Raw genomic sequence first — 15376 nt, 5'->3', positions numbered from 1 at the left:
CGCAGGGGTCTGTACACCTGATAAAAGAGAAGAGATGGCCGGTGATATTTCATCATCGGCCTTTTTGTATCTGTTAAGCAGCTACAAAGCATTATCCAGTATTGAAATAAGGGCCGGTATTGATCACCGGCCCTTTTTATTTGGTTAAAAACATGAGTATTTTACAAGTTAAAAATTTGTCTTATCAGATCGCTGATAAGAGTTTATATAACAACGCGACATTTCGAATTAACGTGGGAGAGAAAATAGGTATCACTGGAGCGAATGGCGTTGGAAAAAGCACCTTATTAAAACTGCTTATCGGTGAATTATCTGCAGATAAGGGCTGCATTGACTGGTTACCAAACCTTGAGGTGGGGTATTTAGAGCAACATTTTAAGATGGATAATGCGCTGACGGTTTATGAATGCTTAAAGAGTGCTTTTGAGAACTTATACGCTGCCGAGCAGAAGCTTTGGACTTTGTATCAGGCGATGACCGAGTCTCACTCTACATCTCTTTTAAGCCAAGTCGCCCGACTGCGTATTTCGGTGATTGCGAACGCTTGTTTCGGTTTATTCCGAACACCTTAACCAGCACTTTTTCTCTTTCCCTATTTTTACTCTAAGTGTTCGGATTGCGCCAGTTTTCTCATTGATTCTCCTCCCAGTTCTATTCGATGACTATTGTGAACTAGACGATCCATTAGAGCGTCAGCGACAGTGGCGTTGCCGATCATGTTGTACCATTCTTTTACTGGTAACTGGCTGATGACGATTGTGCTGCTGTTTTGGTAACGATCTTCAAGTACTTCTAACAAGTGACCAGCATGCTCTTGAGTCAGTTTTTCCATCCCCCAGTCGTCGAGGAGTAGTAAGCCTTTCTTAGCCAGCGACTGAAGTTGTTTTTGATAACTACCATCCAGACGACCTGCGGTCAGGTCATCGAGCAAGCGAGTTAATCGGTAGTATCTGACCGTTTGCTGTTGGTCGCAGGCGCTGGTTGCCAGTGCGCAACCAAGATACGTTTTACCTGCGCCTGTTGGGCCTGTGATCAAGATGTTCTGGTGCTTGTGCAGATAGCCACCCGTTAGCAGTTCGCTCATCTGCTTGCGGTTGAGGTTTCGTCCCTCCTTGTAAATAAGTTGGCTCGGCTGAGCATCCACTCTCAGCTTGGCTTGTCGTTTCAGGCGTTGGATTTTGGTTTGATTGCGATTCAAGATTTCACTTTCCAGAAGTAGGCTTAACCTCTCCTCGAAGTCCAGCTCTGCGTAGGTGGTCAGTTGCTCTTGTTGCTGCTCTAACGCTTTCGCCGCATGACTTAAGCGCAGGGTTTTGAGTTGGTCATTCAGTGCGTTCATATCCTTTCTCCTAGTGATAACAGTTCGGGCCACGAACATTGCTGTGAACAAGGTTCGGCGTATTCGCTTTATCTTTACTCAGGTGCCCCTCACGATTGTTCTTGAGTAGATTGTTGACGAAGGTGTAATTGGGTTTTGTCAGCATCAATGCATCTTTACAGGCTTGTTCTAGGCGCGACTCGCCATAGGTTTTACTCAGATTGAGCAGCCCAAGACAGGAACGATAGGCCTGCTCTGGATGAGGTTTGGCGTTCAGCATCTTATTGACGACTTCTCGGGTGGCTGGGCCGATATTGGCTCCCCAGTTGAGCAAGCGTCCAGGCGACCACTTTTGATGTTGATGGTTACTCGGCATGTGCTCTGGTTGAGTGCTGTTTCCACGTTCCCTTTGGCTGCGTGGATGTTGAGCGATCAAGTTACCTTGGTGGTAGATCTGCACCAGACGGTTGGAGGCTTCCAGCTCGACATGGTGGCCAACCAGTTGATGGGGAACCGAGTAGTAGTGACGGCGATATTCGATGTGATAATCAGGCCCAACTTTGGCTCGCTTGGTTTCGGTATAGAGATATCGCTGTTTAGGAAGGGGCTTTAACGCGGGTTTATCGAGTTTGTCGAACAGTGCTTTGCGGCTCGCACCATACTGCTTCATCTCACGTTCGTTTAAGTCATTCATAAGCTCACGGATGGCGAGGTTCAGCTCTTTAAAGGTATGGAAGGTTTGATGGCGAAGTCGCATCATGATCCAACGTTCCACTAGGAGGACGGCATTTTCTGCTTTGGCTTTGTCTTTCGGTTTGTAGGGGCGAGCTGGCATCACGGCAGTTTGATAATGATTTGCCAGTTTTTGATAGCTTTCATTAAGCCTCGGTTCATAACGGTTAGGTTTGCTGACCGCGCTGCGTAGATTATCGGGAACCAAGAGATGGGGGACGCCACCGAAGTGCTCGAAGGCATTGGCATGCGCCTCTAACCAGTAAGACTTCCCTTGGCTGGGGAAGGCTTCCACATAGGTGTAGTTGGACGCGCCTAAGCTTGCTACGAACACTTCTGCTTCGCGCACTTCACCTGTATCAGGGTTGACCACTTGAAGCCGAGGCCCACAGTAATCGATAAACAGCTTATCACCTGCAACATGGAGCTGACGCATACTGCGCTTTTGGGTTTTGAACCAACGAGTGAAGTGCTCGCAGAACTGAGTGTAAGCGTAAGCTTGCTCTTGATATTGCTCATGGTACTCCTGCCACAATAACATCTTTGTCATGCCTTTACGTTTGAGTTCGACAGCGTACTGAGCGAAGTCTGGCATAACCTTGTCTCGACTGGCTTGCTTCGAATGATATAGGGCTTTGGTAAGGTCCGTATCACTGCAACCTTCTGGGAGAGGCCAGCCTATCTGACTTTGCTTAAAGCGAGCGACAAGCTCTGAGACTGTTGCAAGGCTGACATTGAGACAACTAGCAATACTACGGTAGGACAACCCACACTCGTACTTAAGGCGTAATATCTCTTTGATTTTGTTCATTGGAGTTCTCTTTTTAGCCATTGTCGCTTCCTTACGTTCTTGTTTAAGAAGTAAAGAATAGCGAGCTATTGATTTAAAAGAGAAAAAGGAAGGATTTCGGGCATTCCGAACGCGGTTTTCGCTATTCCGAACGCTGATTTCGGAGTTCGCTTAAAAGTGTTCGGATAATCGCGGAATGTACGTTCGGATTAAACCGAAATAGGTGTTCGGGTCATACCGAAATGGCTGTTCGGAATGCTCCGAAATACGCACCGACTACAGGCATATTTAGAAGATGAAGACTTCTATGCAATTGATACCAAAATTGAACAAGTTGCTGTAGGTCTTGGCATTTATCAATTTGGCTTAGATACACCGCTTGTCTCGCTAAGTGGTGGTCAAAGACACAAGGTCCTTTTAGGGAGGTTGTTACTCCGCAACCCCGATGTGTTAATTCTCGATGAGCCGACAAACTATCTTGACGCTCTGCACATTGAATGGTTGGTCACGTTTCTCAACGATTACACTGGCACCGTTTTACTGGTTTCTCATGATATTGACTTCCTTAATCAAGTAGCGACCAGTATTTGTGATATTGATTATCAAACGGTCCGAAAATACAGCGGCACTTATGTCAAAGCAATGCAGCAAAAGCATCACGATGGTGCTTTGTTAGAAAAGCAATATAAGGCTCAGCAAAATGAAATTCGAAAGTTAGAGCAATTTATTGCCAAAAATGGCGCTGGAGTTAACGCGAGTCTTGCTAAGGGACGCAAGAAAAAACTGGATAAAATCGAACGTATTCAACTGAATTATATAGAGAAAGTATCGATGTTTGACTTTGCTCACCAGCCCATTAGGCAACAGTATGTGATTGACGCAAAAGCGTTGATGATAGGTTATCAGCAGCCTCTGCTTCCTGCGCTTGATATCACGTTAGCGCGCGGGGAGAAGTTGGTCGTTTCTGGTTTTAACGGCGTAGGTAAGTCGACTTTACTTAAAACCCTTATGGGGGAGATCGAGCCGGTCTCTGGTGAGGTGGTATTGGCAAAAGGTGCAATGATTGGGTATTTTTCTCAAGATTTGTCTTGGCGTCACCCTCAGCACACGCCTGAGCAGGAGCTATGCTCTTGTGATCCAACGATATCAAGCAAAGAATCACGCAAGCTATTAGCTCGCTTTGGGGTCACCGGAGATAAGACGCAGCGCCATCTGGATACATTGAGTGGAGGTGAGCAAACTCGCGTGAAACTTTGTTGTTTATCAGCCCAGAAATGCAATGTTTTGCTGTTGGACGAGCCAACGACACATTTGGATAGCAGCAGTAAAAATGCGCTTAAAGAGGCTCTCCAGCGCTTTTCTGGTAGTGTGATTGTGGTATCTCATGAGAAGGCGTTTTTACAATCTTGGCCTGATAGAGTTTTAAATATTTCGTTGCTCACTTGTGCTGAATCGGAAACAGAACAGGAGGTGGAGCTATGATGCAGTCCATGATCCTATTTCTTGTTGCTTTTCTTGTTGGTGCTGATGAGTTGATGCTTGGATCTATTCTTGAACCTATCGGAAATGATTTAAGTGTTCAACCGAGTCAGGTTACGTTATTTATTACGGCATATAGTTTAGCTATAGCAATTTGTGCTCCTTATCTGGGACGTTTATCAGACCGCGTTGGGCGTATTCGTATCATGTTGCCTGCTTGCTTCGTATTTGGGGTTGCGTCTATTACGACGGGCATAGTTCATGATTTTGAACTTGCGATTGCAAGTCGAGTGATCACAGGTATTGCAAGTGCAGGCATGTTGCCAATTGCATTCGCGTTGGCGGGAGACGCGAAGGGTAATAGAGCGATGCGTCAAATTGTGATGGTTCAGGCGGGATTAACGCTGGGTATGATAACCAGCCCGGCGATCGGAGCATTGTTGACCCAGCTTTTATCATGGCGTGCCGCTTTTATTATTTTGGGAGTTGCGGCTCTTCTTGTCGGTGCCATGAGCGTAGTGTTCATGAACAACAAGCATGATGAGTCCAAGGCATTAGATACTCTGCCGCCTATCACTGACGTCATTCATCTTCCAGGCGCGTTGAGGGCGATTTTAGCGATGTGTTTAGGCCTAGGGGGAGGTATTGGTGTATTTAACCTGATAGGCCTTCATATTCGAGATACCAGCGAGTTGGCGCTCGGTTGGGTGGGCGCTATTTATGCTGCTCTAGGGATCGTGAGCGTGGTTGGAAATATGTGCGTGGGGAGAGCTTGCCGTTGGCTTGGTAGCTCTCGAGCCGTTATGCGAGTGGCTTTAATGGTGTGCATACCTTGCAGTGCATGGGTGTTCTCAAATGAGATGAGTACGGTGACCGCTTATCTTCCAGCTCTAGTGCTCTGGTCTCTTGCTGGAGGGGTAGGCTCTCCGGCGTTACAAGCACATATAGCAAACTTATCTGATGAACATCGAGGTGTGCTGATGTCTTCTGGAATGAGTATGATGCACTTTGGTGTCGCGATTTGGTCTGCCTTGGCGGGCTTCGCTTATTCTGTAGGTAGTGAATGGGTCGCTTTTGTGTCTTTGCTATTGTTTGGCTCAGCAGTGGTTATCTTAAAGCCAGTTGGTAATGCTGAACAAAGTGAGCGTTATTCGTAGTGTTTTAGTAGATAAAGAAAAGCCGTTACCTAAAAAGGTAACGGCTTGTTCCAAATACTTTTTGAAAGCCGGTCTTAGTTCATGCCGTATTTCTTAAGTTTTTTGCGAAGAGTACCGCGGTTGATACCCATCATAGTTGCCGCGCGAGTTTGGTTACCGCGAGTGTACTGCATGATAGTATCTAATAGTGGCTGTTCAACTTCAGCTAGAACTAATTCGTATAGTTCTGTTACTTCCTGGCCGTTTAGTTGAGCAAGGTAGTTTTTAAGAGACGCTTTAACAGAGTCACGTAAAGGCTTCTGAGTAATCTGGTCTTGTGACGTTACTGTAGTTACTGTTAATGCTTCTGAAGTCAGATTTTGTTCGAACATATTCGGTCTAGCTCTTCTCTTAATTATGATGCAACGTTATCAAAATAACCTTCTAACGCCTCAATTTGCAGCGGAGCTGCGTCGATAGCGTTGAAGGTACGGCGAAACTCACTTGCCTGTTCATGCTCTTTCAGGTACCACCCAACGTGCTTGCGCGCGATACGTGGACCTAAGAACTCCCCATAAAATTCATGCAGAGCATTTACATGACCAAGCATAATGGTTTTCACTTCCTCAGTTGGAAGCTCCTCCATTGTGGTGCCGTTTTCCAAATAGTGATGGATTTCCTGGAAAATCCAAGGACGACCCTGGGCAGGGCGCCCAATCATTAAAGCGTCCGCACCGGTGTACTCCAGTACAAATTTGGCTTTCTCCGGGCTATCGATATCACCGTTCGCGATAACCGGAATTGAAATCGCCTCTTTTACCGCTTTAATGCTGTCGTATTCGGCCTCACCTTTGTACATACATGCTTTCGTTCTGCCATGCAGAGCAAGAGCTTGTATGCCGCAGTTTTCGGCTAATTTAGCGATCTGGACACAGTTCTTGTTGTCTGTATCCCAGCCAGTTCGAGTCTTTAACGTTACAGGAACGTCCACTGCATTCACGACCGCTTTCAAAATCTCTTCGATAATGTTTGGGTATTGAAGCAGAGCAGAGCCCGCTAGCTTCTTATTCACTTTTTTTGCCGGGCAGCCCATGTTGATGTCGATGATTTGTGCACCGTTCTCAACACTGAATTGAGCTGCGTCCGCCATAAGCTGTGGATCGGAACCCGCAATCTGTACAGAGCGAATGCCCGATTCGCCCTCGTGTACCATGCGCTGTTTCGACTTTGACGTTCCCCATAGTTTTGGGTTAGCAGACATCATTTCACTGACGGCCATTCCCGCACCATAACGAAGACACAACTCGCGAAACGGTCTATCCGTTACACCAGCCATAGGGGCTACGATTAGATTGTTCTTAAGTTGATAGTTTCCGATTTTCAAAACGTCATCACAGTTCTGTACCAGCAAGGGCGCGCATTTTACGCATTTTTTCACTGCGTGAAAAGACTAATATTTGAGCATTTACAAATTGTTTTTGTAAATTGTATGAATTTCAAACAATTAGCTCTGAAAACCTTGTCTAGCCTTGCTTACGACCAGAGATGCGACACCATTCACTTTGCTCAACAATCGGGTCAATGTGAAGCTCGTCACGGTAATAGTTCGCAACATCTTCGGCTTGAGTGTCTAATACGCCGGACATAGCGAGGTCGCCATTTGGCTTAACTAGTCCTTTGATGATAGGTGCAAGTTCACGTAAAGGTCCCGCAAGGATGTTGGCCACAACGACGTCAGCGACGAGACCTTCAGGTTGATTTTGCGGTAAGTAAACTTCTAGTTTGTCTACAACGCCATTACGCTCTGCGTTGTCTTTCGAAGCAAGCAGGGCTTGAGGATCAATGTCGATCCCTATCACTTTTTTAGCGCCCAGTTTGATCGCCGCGATCGCCAGAATGCCAGAGCCACAACCGAAGTCGATAACGGTCTTACCGCTTAAGTCCATGCTTTCTAGCCACTCAAGACAAAGCGCAGTTGTGGGGTGAGTACCCGTACCGAATGCAAGGCCAGGATCCAACATAACATTAACAGCGTCAGGATCTGGAATGTCGCGCCAGCTTGGACAAATCCATAGGCGTTCACCAAATTTCATGGGGTGGAAGTTTTCCATCCATTCGCGTTCCCAGTCTTTATCTTCAAGCTGTTCTACTTTGTAAGCAAAATTGTCAGCCAGCATATTGCTCGCTTTAATTTGGTCGATGATGAAGTTAGTGTCTGCTTCTGCATCGTACAGTGCCAGAATGTCAGTATCGCCCCATAAGCGAGTTTCGCCAGGTAGAGGTTCGAATACAGGTGTATCCTGCGCGTCTAAGAATGTAACAGACAGCGCGCCAGTCTCTTCCATTAGCATATCGCCGATTTGCTCAGCGTTTTCATTGGTCGCGTTGAGTTTGATTTGAATCCAAGGCATTGGTTTTTGCTCTTAAAGTGAATGAAGTGGCGCAGAGTTTACCAGAACTCTACGATTTGTTTGAGTATATACCCAAATAAGCCTACGTATTTGTTGAATGCTTAGAGTCCATACAAAACAAAAATGCCCACGGGTGTGGGCATTTTGTAAGACGTTAGCTAAGGCTTATTGTAAGCCGAGCTTCTTCTCTAGGTAGTGGATGTTTGCACCACCATGCTGGAAGTTTTCGTCATTCATAATGGAGAATTGCAGTGGCACGTTGGTTTTGATGCCTTCGATGATCATCTCACCCAGCGCATTCTTCATGCGTGCAATCGCCACATCACGGTTTTCACCGTACGTGATTAGCTTACCAATCATTGAATCGTAATGAGGCGGTACTGTGTAACCAGAGTAGATGTGTGATTCCCAACGCACACCCATGCCACCAGGCGCGTGGAAACGCTCTATCTTACCTGGAGATGGTAGGAAGCGTTCTGGGTCTTCTGCGTTGATACGGCACTCAATCGCATGGCCACGGATCTTAATGTCATCTTGAGTGAATGACAGAGGTTGACCCGCCGCAACGCGAAGCTGTTCTTTGATTAGGTCGATGCCGGTAACCATTTCTGTTACTGGGTGTTCTACCTGAATACGAGTGTTCATTTCGATGAAGTAGAATTCACCGTTCTCGTATAGGAATTCGAACGTACCTGCGCCGCGGTAGCCAATTTCGATACATGCACGAGTACAACGTTCACCGATGTACTTACGCATCTCTTCAGTGATACCTGGTGCTGGAGCTTCTTCCACTACTTTTTGGTGACGACGTTGCATTGAACAATCACGTTCACCAAGGTGGATTGCGCCGCCTTGACCGTCAGCGATAACTTGTACTTCAACGTGACGAGGGTTTTCTAGGAATTTCTCCATGTAAACCATATCGTTGTTGAACGCTGCTTTTGCTTCAGCGCGCGTCATTGCAATCGCTTGGATTAGGTCTTTTTCTGCGCGAACGACACGCATACCACGGCCACCGCCGCCACCAGACGCTTTGATGATGACTGGATAACCAATGCGTTTAGCAAACGCCTTGTTTTTCTCTTCGTCGTTGTCCAGAGGACCGTCAGAACCAGGCACACAAGGAACGCCAGCTTTCTTCATTGCGTTGATCGCCGACACTTTGTCACCCATCAGGCGGATAGTGTCTGCTTTTGGACCAACGAAGATGAAACCACTGCGCTCAACTTGCTCAGCGAAGTCTGCGTTTTCTGACAAGAAGCCGTAACCAGGGTGAATGGCAACTGCTCCTGTTACTTCTGCTGCAGAAATAATTCGTGGGATATTTAGGTAGCTGTCGATACCACGAGCAGGGCCGATACATACGGTTTCGTCTGCGAGTAGTACGTGCTTAAGATCGCGGTCAGCTGTCGAGTGAACAGCGACGGTCTTAATACCTAACTCTTTACAAGCGCGAAGAATACGAAGTGCAATTTCACCTCGGTTCGCGATGACTACTTTGTCTAGCATAAGGCAAGCCCCGCTTATTCGATTACAACAAGAGGTTGGTCGAATTCAACTGGTTGGCCGTCTTCAGCTAGGATCGCTGTAACAACGCCAGATTTGTCCGCTTCGATTTGGTTCATCATTTTCATTGCTTCAACAATACATAGCGTATCGCCAGCATTTACTTTCTGACCCACTTCTACGAATGCTTTGGAGTCTGGGCTTGGAGAACGGTAGAAAGTACCAACCATTGGAGAAAGAACTTGGTGACCTGCAGGCGTTGCAGCTGCTGGAGCTTCTGCTGCTGGCGCTTCTGCTACTGGTGCCGCTGCTGCTGGAGCAGGTGCCGCTACTGGAGCTGCTGCGTAGTGAACTGGTGCTTGAGGGGCTGCAGTGCCGTGACGACTGATGCGTACTGACTCTTCACCTTCAGAAATCTCTAGCTCAGCAATGCCAGACTCTTCAACTAACTCAATTAGCTTCTTGATTTTACGAATATCCATCTTTTCTTTCTCTTTTATCTTGTGATTAAGACAACCCTCGTGGGGTTGCAGAGTGTTAGGGTTACTTTGCCTGTAGCTTATTAATCGCGGCAGACAGAGCGAATTCATAACCTTGTGCGCCTAAACCGCAAATCACGCCTTCTGCTTTATCTGACAGATAAGAGTGATGACGAAATGGTTCACGTGCGTGCACATTTGATAAGTGCACCTCAATAAATGGGATGGCGACGCCAAGTAATGCATCTCGCAGTGCCACACTGGTATGAGTGAAAGCCGCTGGATTGATGATGATGAAGTCAATCTTGCCATAAGCAGCATGAATGGCTTCAATCAGTTCGTACTCACGATTTGATTGTAGGTGTTCCAGTTCCACCCCAGCGTTATGAGCTTGCTTCGTAAGAGCATCCACAACTTGTGCTAAGGTGCTGTGACCATAGTGTGTCGGTTCGCGCAGACCCAATAGGTTAAGATTTGGTCCGTTTAGAACAAGAATCCGTGACTTTGCAGACATTATGTTGCTATCTTCCCTTATCGTGAGTGGAACGTTTATATTCCCAAATATACGATAGTTCAGCACGATTTTTTTGTTAAAACCGAGCAAATTTTAAAAAATCGACCAAGATTATAGCTAATTCATAGCAATTAGCAGCAATTTACTGGTCTAATCTCCTAATAGCCACCTTCGTTTCTGTAACCAAGTTAACAAAAACAACATAATTGCCATGTTCTTTGTGTGGCTAATTTGTGCGCACAAGCAAAAAACCGCCATGAGTGATGGCGGTTTTTAAAGTGCTTTTAAAACAGTTGGTTGAATTTATGCCAATTCTGCTTTCTCTGCGATAAGTTTGTCTACCACGCTCGGATCGGCAAGCGTTGATGTGTCTCCGAGGTTGCTTGTATCGCCCGTTGCAATCTTACGCAGGATTCGACGCATTATCTTACCAGAGCGAGTCTTCGGTAAGGAATCCGTCCAGTGCAGTACATCTGGTGTCGCGATTGGACCAATCTCTTTACGCACCCAATCTTTAACTTCTTTGTGCAGCTCAGCTGACGGGAATTCACCATCGTTCAATGTAATGTAAGCGTAGATAGCTTGGCCTTTGATGTCATGTGGAATACCAACAATCGCCGCTTCTGCAATCTTGTGGTGCGCCACTAGCGCTGATTCAATTTCAGCGGTACCCATACGGTGACCCGACACGTTTAGTACGTCATCAACACGGCCAGTGATCCAGTAGTAGCCGTCTTCGTCACGACGCGCACCATCACTGGTGAAGTACATCCCCTTAAAGGTTGAGAAGTAGGTCTGTTCAAAGCGCTCATGGTCGCCGTAAACCGTGCGCATCTGGCCTGGCCAAGAATCAAGGATAACCAAGTTACCTTCAGCAACGGTATCTTCAAGAATGTTGCCCATATTATCGACAAGAGCAGGCTGGACGCCGAAGAATGGGCGAGTCGCAGAGCCTGGTTTTAGATCGGTTGCCCCTGGTAGTGGCGCAATCAAGATGCCGCCAGTTTCCGTTTGCCACCAAGTATCGACGATAGGTGAGTTCTCGTTACCAATCGTTTTGTAGTACCACTCCCACGCCTCTGGGTTGATTGGTTCGCCCACTGAGCCCATGATGCGCAGGCTTGAACGAGATGTGCCTGCAACCGCTTCATCACCTTTTGCCATTAGCGCACGAATCGCGGTTGGGGCGGTGTATAGAATGTTGACTTGGTGTTTATCAACCACTTCACTCATTCGGCTTGTGCTTGGGTAGTTTGGTACACCTTCGAATAAGATGGTCTTCGCCCCATTTGCAAGTGGACCGTAGATTAGGTAAGTGTGACCGGTAATCCAACCCACGTCCGCGGTACACCAGAAGGTTTCGCCTGGTTGGTAATCGAACACATATTTGAAGGTCATAGCCGCGTAAACGAGGTAACCGCCTGTTGTGTGTAGTACGCCTTTAGGTTTGCCTGTTGAACCTGAAGTGTAAAGGATGAAGAGCGGATCTTCGGCTTTCATCTCTTCTGGTGGGCAAACGTCAGAAACGTTAGCTGTTGCTTCGTGCCACCAAACATCACGGTGTTCATGCCATTCGACATCACCACCTGTACGTTTAAGCACCAACACTTTATTGATGGTTTTTACGTCTGGGTTAGTTAGTGCTTCGTCCACGTTCTTTTTCAGTGGAACGGCACGCCCGCCACGCACGCCTTCATCAGCGGTGATCACGACTTTAGCGTCAGAGTCGATGATACGGCCAGAGAGAGCTTCTGGTGAGAAACCGCCAAATACAACGGTATGAACCGCACCGATGCGGGTACAAGCGAGCATAGCCACTGCGGCTTCTGGCACCATTGGCATGTATAAACACACCACGTCGCCTTTACGTACGCCTTGCTCTTTCAATGCGTTGGAGAACTTACATACTTCTTTGTGCAGTTCGTTGAAAGTGAGTGTTTTGTCGTCGGCTGGATCATCGCCTTCCCAGATGATTGCGACGTCATCCCCGTGTTCTGCGAGATGACGGTCAATACAGTTCGCCGAGACGTTCAGTGTGCCGTCTTCAAACCAACGAATGTCGACATGACCAGTATCGAAAGAGGTGCTTTTTACTTTGGTGAAAGGTTTGATCCAATCAACGATTTTGCCGTGTTCGTTCCAGAAGCCCTCTGGATCGGTTACCGACTGCTGATACATGGCTAAGTAAGTATCATTATCCGCGTGTGTATGAGTTTTAATATTTTCTTTTACCGGATAAACGTGGGCTTCGCTCATGGCTTCTCTCCTTGTGCCTTATTTCTCGGCCTTACACCAATCTAGATAAGATTTTGAATATGTTTTTGTAGGGCTGTTTTTTGGTTCTAAATAACTTGGTCGTGGTAATGACGACGTTGTGCTTATAACTGTCAGTCACTGCGCGTATTTCCACAATTAGACTTTAGGATGAGAGTGAAGGAAGCGCCGTGAAATCGCTGAAACAAAAGTATTTCTGGGAGCTAGGTCAACTGATTTTTATGTATACGGCGCGGTTAGGTTGGGCAAATCGCCTTTCGTTAAGCGAACAAAGACCAAAGCGGCAGAAATCGCATCTTGTAAAGCGTCGTGTTTATCTTGGATAGGAAGTTCGAGGTGTTTACAAATCGCATCCAGACTTAAGTCGAAATAGGCATTCGGCAAATGTCTTTCCAGCTTGTCGTGATAAATCTGACTGACCTCGATGAGCGGGTTAGGAAGTGGAAAGCCAAGTTGCCTCAGACAAGCAAGATCTAAGATCTTTTTATCGTAACGAATGTGATAACCGACAAGTGGTCGGTTGCCGATGAAGTCGAGCAGCTCGAGCAGCGCCTCTTTTTCGCTAATCCCGTCGACTAAGTCTTGGTGGCGAATTCGATGAATTTTGACTGAGCCAGAATCGAGCGATTGCGGCGCGCGTAAGCGGACTTCAAATGGCTGGCTAGTGATGATGCGGTTGTCGATGATCTTCGTGGCCGCAATGGTCACCAACTCGGCGCGATTTGGATCAAGGCTGGTGGTTTCGCAGTCGAGCGAAACGTATTCCGTTTTATCGGGCGTGCAAAAAAGCGACTGATAAGGAGAGCCTTTCAGTTTGTAGTGCCAGTATTTGCGTTGTAACCAGTTCATTGCCTACGCCTCTGTATGATTTATGAAAATCATGGTTAATCACGAATTTGATAGTGGAAGCCTAAAAATTGCTTAAATTTTTTCACTACATGTAAGCTGTGGCGAAGTAAATCACGCTCGGTTCTATCCAGTTGTTTAATATCAATGTTATTCAATGCTTCTTGCTTTTTGAGTTGTTGATTAAGGCGAACCTTAAAGAACAATTTCAGCGCTTCGTTGAGGTTATCTGCCGTTTCAGGCTCTAAGATGCGTTTTTTCCGAAGTGCTTCAATGCGCTCAAACGTGTTCTTCTCCTCAATGGCATATTCCAAAGACAAGGTGCGAATGCCGTGCACAATTGGGAAAATGCCGCCGCGTTTAATATCTAACCCGTCCTTAGCACTTTTTACGTTGCCAAACAGAGTTAGGGGCACAGAAAACTGCAAGGCAGGGCGAGTAAAATCAGACAGTATCAACATGCGATCTCTCATTGTGTCGCGAAGGTGGGTCGCGATTGGAGCCAGCAGTTCGCGATTTCCCGCAACAGCATGGGCGTCACTGAAAATGGCTAAGTCCATGATTTGTTGTGGTTCGGCTTTGGCTATCCAGCGGTCTAAGGTGTTTATCCACTCTTGCTGCGTTTTGACCCATTTCGGGTTGTTGACCATGACTTTACCCGGGCAAAGTGGATAACCGAGCTGTTGTAGAGTGTGCGTGAAGGATTGCATCACTTGTTCGCAATGAGGCCATTCCAAACCATCTTGAATAATTAGAGCATTGTCTTGGTCTGTCTTGAGAATTTGTTCTCCTCGACCTTCTGAGCCGAGTACGATTAAGCAGCAATGATCGTGCAAGGCTGGTGGAACCACTAACTCGAACGCTTTTTCGATAATTTGCTCGTTCACGGCGGAAATTAACTCCATGATAAAGCGAGTGCGGATGCCGTTTCTCAATAAGCTCTCGACCAATTGACGTTGGCGGTTTGAGGCTAATGCGAGCTCTTCCACACTGCTTGCTCTGGCAATACTGAGCGTTAACACGTGAGAGTGGGTGGAGAACGCGCTGAGAATTTGGGTCATATCCAGCATGCCGACGGCTTGGTTGCCATCACATACCATGAGACGTTTCATTCGATTTCGGGTCATGGTGATCATGGCGTTGAATAAAAAATCACCATCATCAACGTGATAGACAGGAAAGGTGGCGATATCACCAACAGGGGTATTGAGTGCGCAGCCATCTAACATCACGGAGTGCAGCATGTTGGTGCGCGTCACGATGGCGTATGGATGAGCCGAAGGCCATTTTTCTAATCGCGGATCGTCATCATTGAGTTTGACAAGTGCTGCATCGATCCCATTTGCTTTTAGGGTGTGCGTCACCTCGTTAATCGGCGTATTTGGCTCAAGGATCATCGGTGGGTGATAAATGCTGCGGTCCACTTTGGTGAGGATAAACTCTGCCAAGTTTTGTTGTTGGTGAGCGGCTTCGATGAGTTCTTGTCGCTTTGATAAATTGTTATCGAAATAGGCCGCAAACTGACCATTCTCGTTGTAAAGCGCCAGAAAGACGTCTTTCGGTAGCAGATAGGAGAGCGTGTCTTCAAGTGCGATGTATTGATGACGTACGTTGTCTTCAAGTAACGAGCGCACATCAAACATATCGTCGTTGGCATAATGCGCGAACACTTCCTGCTGATCTTGGGAGCGCTCTTCTACCGCGCCTTTGATCAGAATATGCAAGTGAGGGTTCTTCTGTCCGCAGGATAAAATTACATCTCGAGCTCGATAGTAGGCAACGTCCAGAGACGAGCGCAGTCGTGTCTGTTGTGCTTCGGTTAAGCGGTCGAACGGTGGAGATTGCATGTTAAATTTGTCAGGCATGAGAACACCCAATGATGGAAGGAACA

Annotated in this window: 14 protein-coding genes; 3 read left to right on the top strand and 11 right to left on the bottom strand. The window is 46.9% G+C overall.

The annotated features are described in order from the left end of the window. Positions 1–152 precede the first annotated feature (152 nt). The gene (locus tag P4S59_RS14805; RefSeq protein WP_337168579.1) at positions 153–572 is read left to right on the top strand and encodes an ATP-binding cassette domain-containing protein; all 420 of its coding nucleotides are present in this window, start codon (positions 153–155) and stop codon (positions 570–572) included. 26 nt (positions 573–598) lie between these two features. Here the strand turns inward: P4S59_RS14805 and istB are convergent, their stop codons facing one another. Next, the gene (gene istB / locus P4S59_RS14800; protein ID WP_238131037.1) at positions 599–1339 is read right to left on the bottom strand and encodes an IS21-like element ISVch3 family helper ATPase IstB; all 741 of its coding nucleotides are present in this window, start codon (positions 1337–1339) and stop codon (positions 599–601) included. Between the two features lie 10 nt (positions 1340–1349). Beyond that, positions 1350–2882, bottom strand: coding sequence for an IS21 family transposase (istA, locus tag P4S59_RS14795; protein ID WP_337167981.1), 1533 nt, complete (start codon positions 2880–2882; stop codon positions 1350–1352). A gap of 213 nt (positions 2883–3095) precedes the next feature. Here istA and P4S59_RS14790 point away from each other — a divergent pair, with 213 nt between their 5' ends. Together P4S59_RS14790 and P4S59_RS14785 are read left to right on the top strand one after the other, a co-directional pair. Beyond that, positions 3096–4322, top strand: coding sequence for an ABC-F family ATP-binding cassette domain-containing protein (locus P4S59_RS14790; protein ID WP_337168578.1), 1227 nt, complete (start codon positions 3096–3098; stop codon positions 4320–4322). Continuing rightward, entirely contained in the window at positions 4319–5476 is a 1158-nt protein-coding gene (locus P4S59_RS14785; RefSeq protein WP_337168577.1) for an MFS transporter, read from the top strand. The genes P4S59_RS14790 and P4S59_RS14785 overlap by 4 nt, the downstream gene beginning before the upstream one ends. 74 nt (positions 5477–5550) lie before the next feature. On the opposite strand, the gene fis is transcribed toward P4S59_RS14785, so the two are convergent. The 9 genes from fis to P4S59_RS14740 form a co-directional block, all read right to left on the bottom strand. Continuing rightward, positions 5551–5847, bottom strand: a complete 297-nt coding sequence (fis, locus tag P4S59_RS14780) for a DNA-binding transcriptional regulator Fis (RefSeq protein WP_000462885.1) — start codon at positions 5845–5847, stop codon at positions 5551–5553. A 23-nt stretch (positions 5848–5870) separates the two neighbouring features. Beyond that, positions 5871–6839 carry a tRNA dihydrouridine synthase DusB gene (gene dusB, locus P4S59_RS14775; RefSeq protein WP_005382505.1) on the bottom strand — a complete coding sequence of 323 codons (969 nt, stop codon included), beginning with the start codon at positions 6837–6839 and terminating at the stop codon, positions 5871–5873. Positions 6840–6978: 139 nt separating this feature from the next. Further along, positions 6979–7866: a 50S ribosomal protein L11 methyltransferase gene (gene prmA / locus P4S59_RS14770; RefSeq protein WP_104971036.1), complete on the bottom strand. Its 888-nt coding sequence runs from the start codon at positions 7864–7866 to the stop codon at positions 6979–6981. A gap of 165 nt (positions 7867–8031) precedes the next feature. Continuing rightward, a complete protein-coding gene (accC, locus tag P4S59_RS14765; protein ID WP_005397839.1) occupies positions 8032–9375 on the bottom strand; it encodes an acetyl-CoA carboxylase biotin carboxylase subunit in 1344 nt (447 codons plus the stop codon). A gap of 14 nt (positions 9376–9389) precedes the next feature. Continuing rightward, positions 9390–9854, bottom strand: coding sequence for an acetyl-CoA carboxylase biotin carboxyl carrier protein (gene accB / locus P4S59_RS14760; protein WP_005397840.1), 465 nt, complete (start codon positions 9852–9854; stop codon positions 9390–9392). Between the two features lie 61 nt (positions 9855–9915). Then, a complete protein-coding gene (gene aroQ, locus P4S59_RS14755; protein ID WP_005397842.1) occupies positions 9916–10365 on the bottom strand; it encodes a type II 3-dehydroquinate dehydratase in 450 nt (149 codons plus the stop codon). Between the two features lie 303 nt (positions 10366–10668). Beyond that, positions 10669–12621, bottom strand: a complete 1953-nt coding sequence (gene acs / locus P4S59_RS14750) for an acetate--CoA ligase (RefSeq protein WP_006742998.1) — start codon at positions 12619–12621, stop codon at positions 10669–10671. 237 nt (positions 12622–12858) lie between these two features. After that, positions 12859–13488, bottom strand: coding sequence for a 3'-5' exonuclease (locus P4S59_RS14745; protein WP_005382363.1), 630 nt, complete (start codon positions 13486–13488; stop codon positions 12859–12861). A gap of 35 nt (positions 13489–13523) precedes the next feature. Then, positions 13524–15350 (bottom strand): DUF294 nucleotidyltransferase-like domain-containing protein, encoded by a 1827-nt coding sequence (locus P4S59_RS14740; protein ID WP_337168576.1) that lies wholly within the window; start codon positions 15348–15350, stop codon positions 13524–13526. Between the last annotated feature and the right edge of the window lie 26 nt (positions 15351–15376).

Source organism: Vibrio sp. M60_M70 (genome assembly GCF_037162085.1).
Lineage (GTDB): Bacteria > Pseudomonadota > Gammaproteobacteria > Enterobacterales > Vibrionaceae > Vibrio > Vibrio diabolicus.
Note: the sequence above shows the minus strand (reverse complement) of the source record. Positions and strands in the feature narration are given on the sequence as shown.